Genomic DNA, 15,490 nt, shown 5'->3' on the forward strand with positions numbered 1-15,490 from the left:
GCGGGGGCCTCAGCCGGTGGAGGAACGAACGATTGTCCAGCACCAACGGGCCGGTCGGCGCGGGGGACGACCCCCGCGACGACCGGCCCGCTTCGCATCCGGCCACTTTCGACGACCCGGCCACCTTCGACCACCCGGCCACCTTCGACCAGGCCCGCGCCGAGGCGGCGATCCGCGAGCTGCTGATCGCCACCGGTGAGGACCCGGACCGCGACGGCCTGCGGGACACGCCCGCGCGCGTCGCGCGCTCGTACCGCGAGCTGTTCGCCGGGCTCTACGCCAACCCGGACGAGGTCCTGGACCGGACCTTCGACGAGGCGCACGAGGAACTGGTCCTGGTGCGCGACATCCCGATCTACTCCAGCTGCGAGCACCACCTGCTGCCGTTCCACGGGCACGCCCACGTCGGCTACATCCCGAACGAGCAGGGCCGGGTGACCGGGCTGTCCAAGCTCGCCCGGCTCGTCGACCTCTACGCCCGGCGCCCCCAGGTGCAGGAGCGGATGACCTCGCAGGTGGCCGACGCGCTGGTCCGGCGGCTCGACCCGCGCGGGGTCATCGTGGTCGTCGAGGCGGAGCACCTGTGCATGGGGATGCGCGGCATCCGCAAGGCCGGGGCCACCACGACGACGTCCGCGGTCCGCGGCGTGTTCCGCAGCTCCGCGTCCTCCCGGGCCGAGGCCCTCGCACTGATCAGGGGCAAGTGATGCACGAACTGCTGCCGAACCCGCAGCGCTGCGCCGTGATGGGCGTGCTCAACGTGACACCCGACTCGTTCTCCGACGGCGGGCGCTACCTGGACCGGGACGCCGCCGTCGCGCACGGCGTGGAGATGTTCCGGGCCGGTGCCGACATCATCGACGTCGGCGGTGAGTCCACCCGGCCCGGCTCGGAGCGGGTGGACGCGGCGACCGAGACCGAGCGGGTCGTCCCGGTGGTGCGGGAGCTGCTCGCCGCCGGGGTGCCGGTCAGCGTGGACACCACCCGCGCGAAGGTCGCCGCCGCGGCGGCCGAGGTCGGCGGCGTGGTCATCAACGACGTCTCCGGCGGGCTGGCCGACCCGGAGATGATGCACGTCGCCGCCGACACCGGGATGCCGTGGGTGCTGATGCACTGGCGCGGCCACAGCAAGGACATGGGCTCGCTGGCCACCTACCGCGACGTGGTCGCCGAGGTGCGCGACGAGCTGCTCGGCCAAGTCGAGGCCGCGCTGGCCGCCGGGGTGCGGGAGGAGGCCATCGTGCTCGACCCGGGCCTCGGCTTCGCCAAGACCGCGGCGCACGACTGGGAGCTGCTCAACCGGCTGGAGGTGTTCACCGGCAGCGGCTTCCCGGTCCTGGTCGGCGCCTCCCGCAAGCGGTTCCTCGGGCGGCTGCTGGCCGACGCCGACGGGAAGCCGCGGCCCCCGTCGGGCCGCGAGACGGCGACCGCCGTGGTCTCGGCGCTGTCCGCCGACCGCGGGGCGTGGGGCGTGCGGGTGCACGACGTGCGGGCGTCGCTCGACGCGGTCGCGGTGACCCGGGCGTGGCGGACCGGAGGGGGGAGCTGAGGTGGCGGACCGGATCACCCTCACCGGCCTGCGGGTCCGCGGGCACCACGGGGTCTTCGACGAGGAGAAGCGCGACGGCCACGAGTTCCTGGTCGACATCACGGTGTGGCTGGACCTCGCCGAGGCCGCGGCGACCGACGAGCTGGCCCGGACCCTGCACTACGGCGAGCTGGCCGAACGCGCGGCGGCGATCGTCGGCGGGCCGTCGCGGGACCTGATCGAGACCGTCGCCGGGGAGATCGCCGACGACGTGATGACCGACGACCGGGTGTACGCCACCGAGGTCACCCTGCACAAGCCGACGGCGCCGATCCCGCTGGCCTTCGCCGACGTGGCGGTCACCATGCGCCGGTCGCGGCGCGGGGGGCGCGGCGGCGTGGTCCCGGCCTGAGGGGGCGGCGATGAGCCGAGCGGTGCTGTCCTTGGGGTCCAACCTCGGGGACCGGCTGGCCCACCTGCGGCTGGCGGTGGCGGGCTTCGCCGACGAGCTGGTGGCCGCCTCGTCGGTGTACGAGACGGCGGCCTGGGGCGTCACCGACCAGCCGGACTTCCTCAACGCGATCATCGTGGTGGAGTCCGACCGCTGCGACGAGTGGGACTGGCTGCGCCGGGGCCAGGAGCTGGAGCGGCGGGCCGAACGCGTCCGGGAACGGCACTGGGGCCCCCGCACCCTCGACGTCGACGTGGTCACCGTCGACGACGTCCGCAGCGACCACCCGGACCTCCTGCTGCCGCACCCCGGCACCCCGGCCCGGGCGACGGTCCTCATCCCGTGGCTGCAAGCCGACCCGGACGCCGACCTGCCGGGCCGCGGCCCGGTCCGCGACCTGCTCCGAGCCCTCCCGGAGTCCGAGAAGGCCGGCGTCACCCGCCGGGACGACCTCCCCCTCCGCTGATCCACCACCAGAACGGGCGCACACGCCACCCACCCGAGCGAACCTTTCCCAGGTGAGGGGCACGCTGTACCAAGTCGCTGGGTACAGGGTGCCCCTCACTCAGGTCACGATCGGGTGGGTGGCCGGGTCCGGCCAGGGTGGTTCCCTCTGGGCGCGGTGGCTCGGAGGGCGGCGGCGAGCCAGCGGGTCGCCGCGGCGGTGGTGGGGTGCTGGGGCCACCCGTTGATGGTGGCCAGCAGTTCCCAGAACCGCGAGATCCGCTCGTCGGTGCGCTGCTCGAGGTCTTCGGCCAGCGACCGGCGTGCCTCCGGGGTGTCGGGCGTGCCGTTGTCCTCGGTGGAGAGCTCGGCGACCCGGTCGGCCACCGCCCGTCCCCGGGGACCGTCCGGGCTCTCCCCGGCCTGCTCGGCTTCGCGGGCCTCGTCGGTGACCGCCCACCACCGCTTGGCCTGCTCGGGCGTCTGGACGCCCATCGGCTCGCCGTCGTCGCGGCGGTCGGAGTGCTCCTGGTGGAGCCCCCGGACGGCCTGCCGGAAGTCCGATTCCTGGACGAGTTCGGCTAGCTCGATCCAGGCTTCCAGCTGCTCGGCCGACGGGTCGTCGGGCAGCGCCGGGCGGGCGGACCGCATCCAGGCGTCGAACTCGGGGTTGATGTCGAGCCCGGCGGTCACCTCGTTCCAGAACTCGTCGATGAGCCGGTCGCGCTCCTCGTCGGACATGCGCGCGAGCTTGTGCATGAGTTTCACTTCCTCCGTCGATCGGTTCAGCTTGACGACGGCCCGCAGCACCGCTCGCCGGGTCTGCAACACCCGGAGCTGCTCGTCGAGCAGGTCCAGGTGGGTGCGCGCGAGCCCGGCCACGCTGGTCTCGCTGCCCAGCACCCGCCGCACCTCCGCCAGCCCGGCGCCGAGTTCGCGCAGGGTGCGGACCAGTTCCAGCCGCCGGATCGCCGAGACGTCGTAGAGCCGGTAGCCCGCGGGTGTGCGGTCGGTGGGCGGCACGATGCCGCGGTCGGCGTAGAACCGGATGGTCTTGACGCTCAGCCCGGTGCGCCGGGCGAGCTCGCCGATCGTGTAGCGCGTTCCGTCGTCCACGGGAGCCACCTTCGGCCCTCCCCTCGGTGGAGGCTCAAGTCCGAACCTCGAAGTCGTCGCGAGGCGAGTTCAACGGCGGGTCCGGAGGTGCCATCCTGGTGGGGTGGCACCACGGCAGGACGAGCGCATGACCTTCACCCAGCCCCGCCAGCTCCTCACGGTCGCGCTGGTCGGAGCGCTGGTGAGCTTCCTGGGCACGCAGCTGTTCTACGGGAGCCTGCCGCCGCTGCCGCTGCCGGTGGGGGCGACGCTGCTGGTGGTCGCGGTGATCGACCTCGTGCTGGCGATCGTGATGCGCCCGCGCATCCGCCGCAAGGAGGGCGTCGAGCCGGTCGACCGGATCACCGCCGCCCGGGCGGTGGCGCTGGCCAAGGCGTCCTCGCTGGCCGGGGCCCTGATGGGCGGGATCTGGATCGGCCTGCTGGCCTACCTCTCGCAGCGCTGGGGGACCGTGGACGTCGCCCGGAGCGACGCGCTGGCGTCGGTGGTCGGCCTGATCAGCGCGGCGGCGTTGGTGGGCGCCGGGCTGTGGCTGGAGCACTGCCTGCGCAACCCCGACGAGCCGGACGAGCCCGACGACCGCGAGTAGGCGGTCCGCCCAGCACCCGGCGGCACGCCACCGGCACCGCCCCGCGGATCACCGGCGGTCCGCAGTTCCCTTCGGGTCTCGAACCCATAACCGCCCGGTACCGTGGACGGCATGTCCGACTCCGGCGGTTCCGACTCCGCCCCCAGGCGTTCCGGCGCGTTGTGGACCGCGGCGCTGCTGCTCGCGGCCGCCGCCACCGCCGTCCTGGTGCTCAGCGACGACGCGCGCCTGCTGCGGTTGGGGCTGGTCGCCGCGCTGTGGTCGGCGCTGCTGGCTGCTTTCGCGGTCGCCAAGCTGCGCAGCCGGGTCGTGGAGAAGGAGCGGGAGGCCGCCGAGCGGCAGCGGATCTACGAGCTGGAGCTGGAGCGGGAGATCGCCGCCCGCCAGGAGTTCGAGGCCGAGGCCGAGGCGGAGGCCCGCCGCAAGGCCGCCGAGGAGTCCGAGGGCGAGCTGCGCGCCTTGCAGTCGGAGTTGCAGCGGCTGCGGGCGTCGCTGGAGCAGGTGCTCGGCGGTGACGTGCTGTTCGAGCGGGTCGCGCTGCGCGCCGAGTCCACCCGGGTGCGGTCCTTGCAGGAGGGCGCGGAGTTCGTGCCGCCGGGCGAGTCGCGGGAGCTGCCGGGGTCACCCGCCACGTCCGGGTCGGGCGGCACGGACCTGGTGCAGCGGGTGTCCGGCCGGTTCGAGGAGCCGCCGTCGGCACCGCAGCGGCGGCCGGACCGCAGCCAGTACGAGCACCCGGCGAAGCCGCCCGCGGCGAACCAGCCCCGTCCGGCCGCCGCGCCGCCGAAGCCGTCGAACCCCGCGCCCCCCAATCCAGCGCCCCAGAACCCCGCGCCGCAGAACCCGCCGTCACCGAATCCCGCGCCGCCGAAGCCGCCCGCGCCCGGTGCGGTGGCGCCGGGCCAAGCGGCCCAGAACCCCGCCCCGGAGGAGGACCCGGCGGGCGCGCACGCCGAGGGCACCTCGGTCGACGAGTTGCTGGCGGCTTACGGGACGGAGACCAAGCGGCGACGTCGCCGTCGCGGGTGAGGTGGATCGCGCTCACCCGGGCGGCGTTCGCCCGGCGGGATCTCTAGGGTTCCTCCCGTGACCTCTCCTGATCTTCAGGCCGCCGACCTCTCCGGTGCTCGGCGGCTCCAGACCCGGAAGCACCTCGCCGTCGGCTGGCCGATCGCCGGGCTCATCGTGCTCGGCATGTGCGGGCTGGTGATGCTGGGAGTCACCACCTCGCGGGTCGGCGGGCTGGCCGCTTCCGTCGGGGCGGTGGCCGCGCTGCTGCCGGTCGCCGTCGTCTTCGCCGCGATCGTGTGGATCGACCGCTGGGAGCCGGAGCCGCCGATGCTGCTGGTCGGCGCGTTCCTGTGGGGGGCGGGCGGGGCCACGGCCTGCGCCCTGCTGCTCAACGACGCCGTCACCAACCTCGGCGACCTCCTGCTCGGACCGACCGACCACCGCTTCTTCCAGATGGCCCTGATGGCACCGGTGGTCGAGGAGGCCGCCAAGGCGCTGTTCGTCGTCGCGCTGTGGTTCCGCCGCCGCTCGGAGTTCAACGGGCTGGTCGACGGCATCGTCTACGCCGCGCTGACCGCCGCCGGGTTCGCCTTCATCGAGAACATCCTGTACTTCGGCAAGGCCTTCGCCGAGGGCGGCCTCGGCGGGGTCAGCGGCGGGGTCGTCGCCGTGTTCATCCTCCGCGGGGTGCTCGCGCCGTTCTCGCACCCGCTGTTCAGCGCGATGATCGGCATCGGCATCGGGCTGGCCTCGCGCACCGAGGACAAGCGGATGCGGGTGCTGTACCCGGTGCTGGGCTACCTGGCCGCGGTGGTGCTGCACGCGGTGTGGAACGCCTCCACGCTGCTCGGCGGCACCGAGTTCCTCAACATGTACTTCCTCATCATGGTCCCGATCTTCTTCGGCACCGGTTGGCTGGTGATGTGGCAGCGCAAGCGCGAGCAGCGGATCGTCGCCGAGCAGCTCCCGGTGCTCCAGCGGGCGGGGCTCATCGTGCGCAGCGAGGTGGAGATGCTGGCCAGCCTGGCGGGTCGTCGCGGCTGGCTGCGCAAGGTCCGCCGGGGCGCGGGCGCCGAGGCCGCCAAGGCGGTGCGCGACTACCAGATCGCGGTGACCGAGCTGGCGTTCCTCCAGCACCGCGCCGCCCAGGGCCGCACCACCAGCGCCGCCCGCCGCGCCCGGCGGGAGAAGCTGATCGCCGACCTCAAGCACGCCCGCCGCTCGGCCACCGGAAACCAGCACGCCATCCGCACCGCGCGGATCAAGATCGACGAGCTGACCAGGGCCAACATCAAGCGCCCGGTCCGGCGGCAGTGACGCTCCGCCGCGCCGGGACCGGTCGTGGCGCTCGCCACCTGGCGGCGTCGGACCGGCGTCGACCGGCTAGTCTCGCGCTGCTGTCCGGTACCCGGAGTGGACTGGAACGGTAGGGAGGACGACGTGGTTTCTGCTGGGCGACGGGGTCCCCGGCTGCGGGTGGGCGTCGTGTCCGCCGGCCGGGTGGGCGCCGTGCTGGGCGCGGCGCTGCGCCGCGCGGGTCATCAGGTCGACGCCGCGGCGGCGGTGTCCGACGCCTCGGTGCGCCGCGCCGAGGAGCTGCTGCCGGGAGCGGCGGTGCTGCCGCCGGACGAGGTCGCCGCGCAGGCCGACCTGGTGCTGCTGGCGGTGCCCGACGACGCGATCGCCGGGCTGGTCCGGGGCCTGGTGGCCACCGGATCGCTGCGCCAGGGCCAGATGCTGCTGCACACCTCGGGCGCGCACGGGGTTGCGGTGCTGGCCCCCGCTGCCGAGGTCGGGGTGCTGCCGTTGGCGCTGCACCCGGCGATGACCTTCACCGGTCGCGCCGAGGACGTCGAGCGGCTGGCCACCGCCTGCACCGCGGTCACCGCCGCCGACGACGCGGGGTGGGCCGTGGCCGAGGCGCTGGCGCTGGAGCTGGGCATGGAGCCGGTGCGGGTGCCGGAGCAGGCCCGCGCGCTGTACCACGCGGCGCTCACCCACGGCGCGAACCACCTGATCACGCTGGTCAACGACTGCGCGGCGCTGCTGCGCGCGGCCGGGATCGAGCCCGCCGACCGGGTGATGGCCCCGATCCTGTCCGCGTCCCTGGACAACGCGCTGCGGATGGGCGACCGCGCGATCACCGGTCCGGTGGTGCGCGGGGACGCGGGCACCGTCCGCGACCACCTCGCCGCGCTGGACCGGACCGATCCGGAGGCGCTGCCCGGCTACCGCGCGCTGGCCCGGCGCACGGCCGCGCGCGCCGAGCGGGCCGGGCTGCTGCGCGCCGATGCCGCCGCCGAGGTGCGCGACGCCCTGGAGGAGCGATGACCGCCGCCGAACTCGCCGGGGCGGGCCCCGGCTACACCCCGGGCGAGCTGACCGTCCACCACGAGCCCGCCGAGCTGGCCGTGGTCACCCGCGCGCTGCGCGCCGCGGGGCGCACCGTGGTGCTGGTGCCGACGATGGGCGCGCTGCACCGCGGGCACCGCGAGCTGATCCGCCGCGCCCGCCGCGACCCGAACACCGTGGTGGTCGTGTCGATCTTCGTCAACCCGCTGCAGTTCGGCCCGGCCGAGGACTTCGAGCGCTACCCGCGCACCCCGGACGCCGACCTGGACGCCTGCCGCGCCGAGGGCGTCGGCCTGGTGCTGGCCCCGTCGGTGCGGGCGATGTACGGGGACGACCCGCAGATCACCGTCCGGGTCGCCGACCTGGGCGACCAGCTCGAAGGGGCGTCCCGGCCGGGGCACTTCGACGGGATGCTGACCGTGGTGCTCAAGCTGCTCACCATCGTCCGGCCCAACCTGGCGCTGTTCGGCGAGAAGGACTACCAGCAGCTGGTGCTGGTCCGGCGGATGGCGCGCGAGCTGCACCTGGACACGGCGGTCCAGGGCGTGCCGACGATCCGGGAACCCGACGGCCTCGCGCTGTCGTCCCGCAACGCCTACCTCACCGCCGAGCAGCGGGAGGCGGCGCTGGTGCTGTCGGCGGCGCTGACCGCCGGGGCGCACGCGGCCCCGGCCGGTCCCGACGCGGTGCTGACCGCCGCGCGCGAGGTGCTGGCCACCGAACCGCTCGTCGAGGTCGACTACCTGGAGCTGCGCGATCCGGAGCTGGGGCCCGTCCCCGCCGAGGGCGAGGCGCGGCTGCTCGTCGCCGCCGCCGTGGGCGGCACCCGGCTGATCGACAACGCGCTGGTGCTGCTCGGCGATCCGGGCGTTCCGTCGTGACCGTCCGGGTCCGCGGCCGGGTGCCGGGACGGGTGGGCCACAATGCCCCCGGGCCGACCGGTACCGGGCGACCACGTCGCGGCGCCACCGCGGTGTCCGAAGGCCCCACGTGCGCGCAGGGAGGTCCGCGATGTTCCGCACGATGCTGAAGTCCAAGATCCACCGGGCCACGGTGACCCAGGCCGACCTGCACTACGTCGGTTCGGTGACCATCGACGCCGACCTGATGGACGCCGCCGACCTGCTCGAAGGCGAGCAGGTGGCGATCGTCGACATCACCAACGGCGCCCGGCTGGAGACCTACGCGATCACCGGTGCCCGCGGCTCCGGGGTGATCGGGATCAACGGCGCCGCCGCGCACCTGATCAGCCCCGGCGACCTGGTCATCCTGATGTCCTACGGGGTGTTGGACGAGCTGGAGGCGCGCTCGGTGCGGCCGAAGGTGCTGTTCGTCGACGCGGACAACCGGATCGTCGAGCGCGGCACCGACCCGGCCGCCGCCCCCGAGGGATCCGGCCTGGTCAGCGGCGCCGAGACCGACGACGCCGCCAAGCTCGACGCGCTGCTCCAGCAGCCCGAGAACTAGGGGACCCGCGGTGCTGCTCGCCATCGACATCGGCAACACCAACATCACGGTGGGCGTCTACGACCCGGCGGGCGACGAGCTGGTCCGGGACTGGCGGATGCGGACCGAACCGCGGATGACCGCCGACGAGCTGTCGCTGACCATGCGCGGCCTGATCGGCCACTACGCGGAGCGGATCACCGGCATCGCGGCGCTGTCCACGGTGCCCGCGCTGCTGCGGGAGCTGCGGGTGATGCTCGAACGCGACTGGGACGACCTGCCGCGCGTGGTGGTGGAGCCGGGGGTGCGCACCGGGGTCCCGCTGCTGGTGGACAACCCGAAGGAGGTGGGCGCCGACCGGGTGATCAACACCCTGGCCGCGCACCACCTGCACGCCACCAACTGCGTGGTGGTGGATTTCGGCACCTCCACCAACATCGACGTGATCTCGGCGCGCGGCGAGTTCCTCGGCGGCGTGTTCGCCCCCGGCATCGAGATCTCGCTGGACGCGCTGGCCGCGCGCGCCGCCCAGCTCCGCAAGGTGGAGCTGGCCGCGCCCCGGTCGGTGATCGGCAAGAACACCGTGGAATGCCTCCAGTCCGGCATCCTCTACGGGTTCGCCGGACAGGTCGACGGGCTGGTCCGGCGGATCGTCGAGGAGCTGGGGGCGAGTCGTCCCGGCCCGACGGCGGTGCTGGCCACCGGCGGCCTCGCGCCGCTGGTCCTCGCCGAGTCGGAGATGATCGACCACCACGTGCCGGATTTGACGCTGCAAGGACTAAAACTCGTCTTCAACCGGAACATAGGTTGAAGTGTGGTCTTTTTGCGGAGCGGTGCGGGTGGCGGAACCTCAGCGGCCTTCTCGCTCCGGGCGCCCTTCTTGATGTATGCCGATACACGGCATCAGGGCGTCCTCGCGAGAAGGCCGCTGAGAACCCGCGGCGGTGCCAGTGGCGAGGGTGGGGTAAGGCGGAAGCGGCTTTCGCCGCTTGTCTGACGGTGGGTGCTGGTGGCGCGTGAGTTTGGCGGAAGCGGTTTTCGCCGCTTGCGTGGGGTGGTGTCCGGCGGGTGGGGTACCGCCGAAAGGCTGCCTGGTGACAGCGCCCCGGAACGCTGAACGTAGTCTGTGGTGCCGTGACTGACCAGGACCAGCCGAACCCCGTTGACAGTGCCGATGACCTGCCCGAACAGCTCAGGGTGCGGCGGGAGAAGCGGGCGCGCCTGCTGGCGGGCGGGGTGGACCCCTACCCGGTGGCGCTGCCCATCACGCACGAGCTCGCGCAGGTCCGCGCGGCGCACCCCGACCTGGCGCCCGACACCGCCACCGGTGAGCACGTCGGCGTCGCCGGTCGGGTGATGTTCCTGCGCAACACCGGCAAGCTCTGCTTCGCCACGCTGCGGTCCGGCAACGGCACCGAGCTGCAGGCGATGATCAGCAAGAACCAGGTCGGCGACGAGGCGCTGGCGGCCTGGAAGACCGACGTCGACCTCGGCGACCACGTGTTCGTGCACGGCGAGGTGATCACCTCCCGGCGCGGCGAGCTGTCGGTGATGGCCGACGAGTGGCGGCTCGCGGCGAAATCGCTGCGCCCGCTGCCGGTGATGCACAAGGAGCTCGGCGAGGAGAGCCGGGTCCGGCAGCGCTACGTCGACCTCATCGTCCGCGAGCAGGCCGCCGAGACGGTGCGGACCCGCGCGGCGGTGCAGCGGTCGCTGCGGTCGTCCTTCGAGCGGCGCGGTTTCGTCGAGGTGGAGACCCCGATGCTGCAAACGCTGCAAGGCGGCGCCGCCGCTCGTCCGTTCGTCACGCATTCCAACGCCTTCGACATCGACCTGTTCCTGCGGATCGCGCCGGAGTTGTATCTGAAGCGGTGCGTCGTGGGCGGGATCGAGAAGGTATTCGAGATCAACCGGAACTTCCGCAACGAGGGCAGTGATTCTTCCCACTCGCCGGAGTTCGCGATGCTGGAGTTCTACCAGGCCTACGCGGATTACAACGACATGGCGGTGCTCACCCGGGAGCTGATCCAGGAGGCCGCCGAGAAGGTCGCGGGCTCCCAGGTGGTGACGTGGTTCGACGGAACCCGGTACGACTTGTCGGGCGAGTGGGCGTCGGTCTCGATGTACGACTCGTTGTCCGAGGCGCTGGAATCCGAGATCACTCCGGAAACACCGGCGACCACGTTGCGCGAGCACGCCGAGTCCCGCGGATTGCAGACCGATCCGGCGCTGGGCCACGGAAAGCTCGTCGAGGAGCTGTGGGAGCAGCTCGTCGGCGATCATTTGTCCGCGCCGACGTTCGTCCGCGACTTCCCGCTGGAGACCTCGCCGCTCACCCGGCAGCACCGCAGCCGTCCCGGGATGGCCGAGAAATGGGATCTCTACGTGCGTGGTTTCGAGCTCGCCACGGGGTACTCGGAACTGGTCGACCCCGTGGTGGAGCGGGAGCGCCTGGAGGAGCAGGCCGCGCTGGCGGCGGCCGGTGATGCCGAGGCGATGCCGGTCGACGAGGACTTTCTGCGCGCGCTCGAGTACGGAATGCCGCCGAGCGGTGGCGTCGGAATGGGTATCGACCGGTTGTTGATGGCGTTGACCGGTCTCGGTATCCGGGAGACGATCCTGTTCCCGCTGGTCCGCCCGGAATGACCCGATCAGGGAACACCGCACTGGTTTCTCTCCCTCGGATGAGTGCGTTGTGGGTGTTGCTGCGCTAACCTGACCCTGAGATTCGCACGGTGACGGCAATTGGCGTACTCGCAGGGATGCGGTGTTCCCGGGAGTGGTTGCTGTCCCGGTATTGCACAAAAACTCCGGGGAGGACTTCCACGATGGCGCAGAAGGTGACGGTGACCCTCGTCGACGATCTGGACGGCGGCCAGGCCGACGAAACCGTCGAGTTCGGTTTGGACGGGGTCGCCTACCAGATCGACCTTTCGGCGGACAACGCCTCAGAGCTGCGCGACGCGCTGGCCGGTTACGTCTCCAGCGCGCGCCGTTCCGGCGGGCGCAAGAAGCCGGGACCGCGCCCCACGTCCGGCGGCCGTTCTTCTTCCAGCGGCAGTTCGACCAGCGCGGACCGCGAGCAGAACCAGGCCATTCGGGAATGGGCGCGCAAGCGCGGGCTCAAGGTCTCCGACCGCGGCCGGATCCCGGCCGACATCGTCGAGCAGTACCACAAGGCGAACTGACAGTTCGCGCGGAAGGGCGTTCCGGGATTCCCGGGACGCCCTTCGGCATGTCCGCCTCCGCACGTCCGCGGTGCCTCCCCCAGAGGTTGTGACCACGGACATCGGGAGCCAGTCTGGTCGTCGTGATTAGGTGGTCCTAACCTAAGTATGCCCCCGCCCGGGGGACACTCGATCAGTGAGGGAGTGGGACGTGAGCCGCAGCGTGACCGTCGACCGCCCCGGTCCCGACGCGCGTCCCGCCTCCGGCGACCGGCTGCGGCAGCGCCGCGCCCGCCGCCTCACCGGACTGCTCGTGCTGCTGGCCGTGCTCGCGGTCAGCGCGGTGCTCAGCGTGGCGCTGGGCGCCAAGACGATCCCGGTGGCCGAGGTGTGGAGCGCGCTGTTCGCCCCCGGGGCACCGAGAACGACCTGATCATCCGCGAGCTGCGCATCCCGCGCACCGTCCTCGGGGTGCTCGCCGGGGCCTCCCTCGGCGTGGCGGGCGCCCTGATGCAGGGCCACACCCGCAACCCGATCGCCGACCCGGGCATCCTCGGCATCACCCAGGGCGCCGCCGTGGCGGTGGTGCTGTCGGTCTACACCTTCGGCATCACCACCCTGTACGGCTTCATCTGGTTCGGCTTCGCCGGTGCCCTGCTGGGCGCGCTCGCGGTGTTCGCGATCGGCTCGATGGGGCGCGGCGGACCGACGCCGGTGACGCTGGCGCTGGCCGGGATGGCGATCAGCCAGCTCCTCCAGGCGATCACCTCGGCGCTGGTGCTGTCCGACCAGCAGTCCCTGGACACCTACCGGTTCTGGAAGGTCGGCTCGATCGCGGTCACCGACACCGGCGTGATCCTGCAGGTGCTGCCGTTCCTGATCGCCGGGCTGGTGCTCGGCCTGGCCAACGCGTCGAGCCTGAACGCGCTGTCGCTGGGCGACGACGTGGCCCGCTCCCTCGGCCACCGGGTCGCCTGGGCCCGCCGCGCGGGCATCGCGGGCATCGCGGTGCTGGTCGGCGGGGCCACCGCGGTGTGCGGGCCGATCGCCTTCGTGGGGTTGATCGTGCCGCACGTGGCCCGGTTCTTCACCGGCGCGGACTACCGCTGGCTGCTGCCGTTCGCCGGGCTCCTCGGGGCCTCGCTGGTGCTGGTCGCCGACATCGCGGGCCGGCTGGTCGCGCGGCCCGGCGAGGTGCAGGTGGGCGTGATGCTGGCGGTGGTCGGCGCCCCGTTCTTCATCGCCCTGGTCCGTCGGAGGAAGTTGGTGCGGTTGTGATCCAGACCCCGCCGCGCGTCGCCGGCCGGGCCCCGCTGCGGGCCGGGCCGTTCTCGGGCGTCCTCCGGATCCGCCCGCTGGTCGCGCTGCTCGGCTCCGCGCTGGCGCTGCTGGCGCTGTTCGTGCTCAACGTCGGCATGGGCGAGTACCAGATCACCCCGACCGAGGTGCTCGCCACGCTGTTCGGCGGCGGGGACCGCGGCCAGACCGTCGTGATCTGGGAGCTGCGGCTGCCCCGTTCGCTGACCGCGCTGCTGGTCGGCGGCGCCCTCGGCCTGGCCGGGGCGCTCACCCAGGCGCTGGCCCGCAACCCGCTGGCCAGCCCGGACATGCTGGGCATCACCGCGGGCGCGGGCGCGGCGGCCGTCGCGATGATCGTGTTCGGCGGCACGTCGGGCGTGCTGACCGGCGCGCTGGCCGCCTACGGGCTGCCGCTGGTGGCGCTGCTCGGCGGGCTGGGCACCGGCCTGGCCGTCTACCTGCTGGCCTACCGGCGCGGGGTCGACTCCTACCGGATGGTCCTGGTGGGCATCGGGCTCAGCGCGCTGGCGGGCAACGCGAGCTACTGGCTGCTCACCGTCGGCGACGTCAACGACGCGGGCCGGGCGATGGTGTGGCTCACCGGCAGCCTCAACGCGCGCGGCTGGGAGCACGTGACCCCGGTGGCGGTGGCGCTGGTGCTGCTGGTGCCGGTGGCGCTGATCGGGGCGCACGTGCTCGGGGCGCTGCAGTTCGACGAGGACACGGTGCGGGTGCTGGGCGTGCGGGTGCAGCTCGCCCGCAGCGCCCTGCTGCTGTCGGCGGTGCTGCTGGCCTCGGTGGCCACCGCGGCGGCGGGCCCGATCCAGTTCGTCGCGCTGGCGGTGCCGCAGATCGCGCTGCGGCTGTCCGGCAGCGCCCGGCCCCCGCTGATCACCTCGCTGGTGCTGGGCGCGGCGCTGGTCGTCGGCGCCGACGTGCTGTCCCGCACCGCGTTCGGCGACCTGGAGATGCCGGTGGGCATCGTCACCGCCATCCTCGGCGCCCCGTACCTCATCTACCTGCTCATCCGCCGGCACCGGGAGGTCCGCGCATGACCGCGTCCACCAGCGACCGCGAGGCCCCGGCCCGCACCGGGCACCAGCTGCACGCCCGCGACCTGCGCCTGGCCTACGGCGAGCGGGTGATCGTCGACGGGCTGGACTTCGACGTCGCCGACGGCACCATCACGGCGGTCATCGGCCCCAACGGCTGCGGCAAGTCCACCCTGCTGCGGGCGCTGGGCCGGTTGCTGCCGCCCCGGCGCGGGCACGTGCTGCTGGACGGCAAGCAGATCCACAAGATGCCGACGAAGGAGGTGGCGCGGGTCCTCGGGCTGCTCCCGCAGTCGCCGGTCGCCCCGGAGGGCCTCACGGTCGCCGACCTGGTCGCCCGCGGCAGGCACCCGCACCAGTCCTGGTACCGGCAGTGGTCCTCCGACGACGAGGCGGTGGTGGCCGAGGCGCTGGCGCTGACCGGCATCGAGGAGCTGGCCGACCGCGGGCTCGACGAGCTCTCCGGCGGGCAGCGGCAGCGGGCGTGGCTGTCGATGGCCCTGGCCCAGGGCACCGACCTGCTGCTGCTGGACGAGCCGACCACCTACCTCGACCTGTCCCACCAAGTGGACGTGCTGGAGCTGGTCGGGGACCTGCACGACCGGGGCGGGCGGACCGTGGTGATGGTGCTGCACGACCTGAACCTGGCCGCCCGCTACGCCGACCGGCTCGTCGCGATGAAGGACGGCGCCGTGGTGGCCGAGGGCGAACCGGCGGAGGTGCTGACCGAATCCCTGCTCAGCGAGGTGTTCGACCTCGATGCGCGGGTGGTCCCCGATCCGGTCGCGGGGACCCCGATGGTGGTGCCGGTCGGCGGTCGCCGAGGGGCCCGCTAGGAGGTGTTCGCGCACAGCGGACAAGCCCACTGGATCGGGCGACCACCGGAATCCCGCAGGCCAGCGGGCCGTTGTCCGGGGTGTCGTAGAAGAATGAGAGCAGCAGGCCGCAAGCGGGCACGGACCGCGACCGGGCGGGGCTACTACAGTGGTCCCCAGAGTGCTGAACCCGTCGCGGGCATCGGCTGCAGGCGAGCCG

Annotated in this window: 16 protein-coding genes and 1 pseudogene; 16 read left to right on the forward strand and 1 reads right to left on the reverse strand. The window is 73.1% G+C overall.

Features of this window, described 5'->3' with window-relative positions:
• Window positions 1-32: 32 nt before the first annotated feature.
• The 4 genes from folE to folK are packed head-to-tail and all read left to right on the forward strand — an operon-like array spanning window position 33 to window position 2,445.
• On the forward strand, window positions 33-707 hold the full coding sequence (gene folE, locus ACQP0T_RS02005) for a GTP cyclohydrolase I FolE (protein WP_433871028.1): 675 nt from the start codon (window positions 33-35) through the stop codon (window positions 705-707).
• Window positions 707-1,549 carry a dihydropteroate synthase gene (folP, locus tag ACQP0T_RS02010; protein WP_433871029.1) on the forward strand — a complete coding sequence of 281 codons (843 nt, stop codon included), beginning with the start codon at window positions 707-709 and terminating at the stop codon, window positions 1,547-1,549. The genes folE and folP overlap by 1 nt, the downstream gene beginning before the upstream one ends.
• 1 nt (window position 1,550) lies before the next feature.
• Window positions 1,551-1,940, forward strand: a complete 390-nt coding sequence (gene folB, locus ACQP0T_RS02015; RefSeq protein WP_345358950.1) for a dihydroneopterin aldolase — start codon at window positions 1,551-1,553, stop codon at window positions 1,938-1,940.
• 10 nt (window positions 1,941-1,950) lie between these two features.
• Window positions 1,951-2,445: a 2-amino-4-hydroxy-6-hydroxymethyldihydropteridine diphosphokinase gene (gene folK, locus ACQP0T_RS02020; RefSeq protein WP_433871030.1), complete on the forward strand. Its 495-nt coding sequence runs from the start codon at window positions 1,951-1,953 to the stop codon at window positions 2,443-2,445.
• A gap of 104 nt (window positions 2,446-2,549) precedes the next feature.
• Here the strand turns inward: folK and ACQP0T_RS02025 are convergent, their stop codons facing one another.
• Window positions 2,550-3,539: a MerR family transcriptional regulator gene (locus ACQP0T_RS02025; protein WP_433871031.1), complete on the reverse strand. Its 990-nt coding sequence runs from the start codon at window positions 3,537-3,539 to the stop codon at window positions 2,550-2,552.
• A 103-nt stretch (window positions 3,540-3,642) separates the two neighbouring features.
• On the opposite strand from ACQP0T_RS02025, the gene ACQP0T_RS02030 reads away from it, so the two are divergent.
• From ACQP0T_RS02030 to ACQP0T_RS02085, 12 genes and pseudogenes are all read left to right on the forward strand, one after another.
• Window positions 3,643-4,128 carry a DUF3180 domain-containing protein gene (locus ACQP0T_RS02030; RefSeq protein WP_433871032.1) on the forward strand — a complete coding sequence of 162 codons (486 nt, stop codon included), beginning with the start codon at window positions 3,643-3,645 and terminating at the stop codon, window positions 4,126-4,128.
• 111 nt (window positions 4,129-4,239) lie between these two features.
• The gene (locus ACQP0T_RS02035) at window positions 4,240-5,157 is read left to right on the forward strand and encodes a DUF6779 domain-containing protein (protein ID WP_433871033.1); all 918 of its coding nucleotides are present in this window, start codon (window positions 4,240-4,242) and stop codon (window positions 5,155-5,157) included.
• 57 nt (window positions 5,158-5,214) lie between these two features.
• Entirely contained in the window at window positions 5,215-6,456 is a 1,242-nt protein-coding gene (locus tag ACQP0T_RS02040; protein ID WP_433871034.1) for a PrsW family intramembrane metalloprotease, read from the forward strand.
• Between the two features lie 123 nt (window positions 6,457-6,579).
• Window positions 6,580-7,470 (forward strand): Rossmann-like and DUF2520 domain-containing protein, encoded by an 891-nt coding sequence (locus ACQP0T_RS02045; protein WP_433871035.1) that lies wholly within the window; start codon window positions 6,580-6,582, stop codon window positions 7,468-7,470.
• Entirely contained in the window at window positions 7,467-8,372 is a 906-nt protein-coding gene (panC, locus tag ACQP0T_RS02050; RefSeq protein ID WP_433871036.1) for a pantoate--beta-alanine ligase, read from the forward strand. Before ACQP0T_RS02045 ends, panC begins: the two co-directional genes overlap by 4 nt.
• Before the next feature lie 130 nt (window positions 8,373-8,502).
• On the forward strand, window positions 8,503-8,958 hold the full coding sequence (panD, locus tag ACQP0T_RS02055) for an aspartate 1-decarboxylase (protein ID WP_345358929.1): 456 nt from the start codon (window positions 8,503-8,505) through the stop codon (window positions 8,956-8,958).
• Between the two features lie 10 nt (window positions 8,959-8,968).
• The gene (locus ACQP0T_RS02060) at window positions 8,969-9,748 is read left to right on the forward strand and encodes a type III pantothenate kinase (RefSeq protein WP_433871037.1); all 780 of its coding nucleotides are present in this window, start codon (window positions 8,969-8,971) and stop codon (window positions 9,746-9,748) included.
• Window positions 9,749-10,071: 323 nt separating this feature from the next.
• Entirely contained in the window at window positions 10,072-11,583 is a 1,512-nt protein-coding gene (lysS, locus tag ACQP0T_RS02065) for a lysine--tRNA ligase (RefSeq protein ID WP_433871038.1), read from the forward strand.
• 182 nt (window positions 11,584-11,765) lie between these two features.
• Window positions 11,766-12,125 carry a histone-like nucleoid-structuring protein Lsr2 gene (locus ACQP0T_RS02070; protein ID WP_433871039.1) on the forward strand — a complete coding sequence of 120 codons (360 nt, stop codon included), beginning with the start codon at window positions 11,766-11,768 and terminating at the stop codon, window positions 12,123-12,125.
• 190 nt (window positions 12,126-12,315) lie between these two features.
• A pseudogene (locus ACQP0T_RS02075) lies at window positions 12,316-13,382 on the forward strand (FecCD family ABC transporter permease).
• Complete coding sequence (locus ACQP0T_RS02080) at window positions 13,379-14,458, forward strand: FecCD family ABC transporter permease (protein WP_433871040.1); 1,080 nt, start codon at window positions 13,379-13,381, stop codon at window positions 14,456-14,458. Before ACQP0T_RS02075 ends, ACQP0T_RS02080 begins: the two are co-directional and overlap by 4 nt.
• Complete coding sequence (locus tag ACQP0T_RS02085) at window positions 14,455-15,291, forward strand: ABC transporter ATP-binding protein (protein WP_433871041.1); 837 nt, start codon at window positions 14,455-14,457, stop codon at window positions 15,289-15,291. The genes ACQP0T_RS02080 and ACQP0T_RS02085 overlap by 4 nt, the downstream gene beginning before the upstream one ends.
• Window positions 15,292-15,490 lie beyond the last annotated feature (199 nt).

Origin of the sequence: Saccharopolyspora sp. CA-218241, assembly GCF_050954615.1 — a bacterium.
Classification (GTDB): Bacteria; Actinomycetota; Actinomycetes; order Mycobacteriales; family Pseudonocardiaceae; genus Saccharopolyspora; species Saccharopolyspora cebuensis.

Coding starts and splice junctions, on each gene's coding strand:
- folP (WP_433871029.1), top strand. CDS start 707: ATGCACGAACTGCTGCCGAACCCGCAGCGCTGCGCCGTGATGGGCGTG.
- folK (WP_433871030.1), top strand. CDS start 1,951: ATGAGCCGAGCGGTGCTGTCCTTGGGGTCCAACCTCGGGGACCGGCTG.
- ACQP0T_RS02035 (WP_433871033.1), top strand. CDS start 4,240: ATGTCCGACTCCGGCGGTTCCGACTCCGCCCCCAGGCGTTCCGGCGCG.
- panC (WP_433871036.1), top strand. CDS start 7,467: ATGACCGCCGCCGAACTCGCCGGGGCGGGCCCCGGCTACACCCCGGGC.
- panD (WP_345358929.1), top strand. CDS start 8,503: ATGTTCCGCACGATGCTGAAGTCCAAGATCCACCGGGCCACGGTGACC.
- ACQP0T_RS02070 (WP_433871039.1), top strand. CDS start 11,766: ATGGCGCAGAAGGTGACGGTGACCCTCGTCGACGATCTGGACGGCGGC.
- ACQP0T_RS02085 (WP_433871041.1), top strand. CDS start 14,455: ATGACCGCGTCCACCAGCGACCGCGAGGCCCCGGCCCGCACCGGGCAC.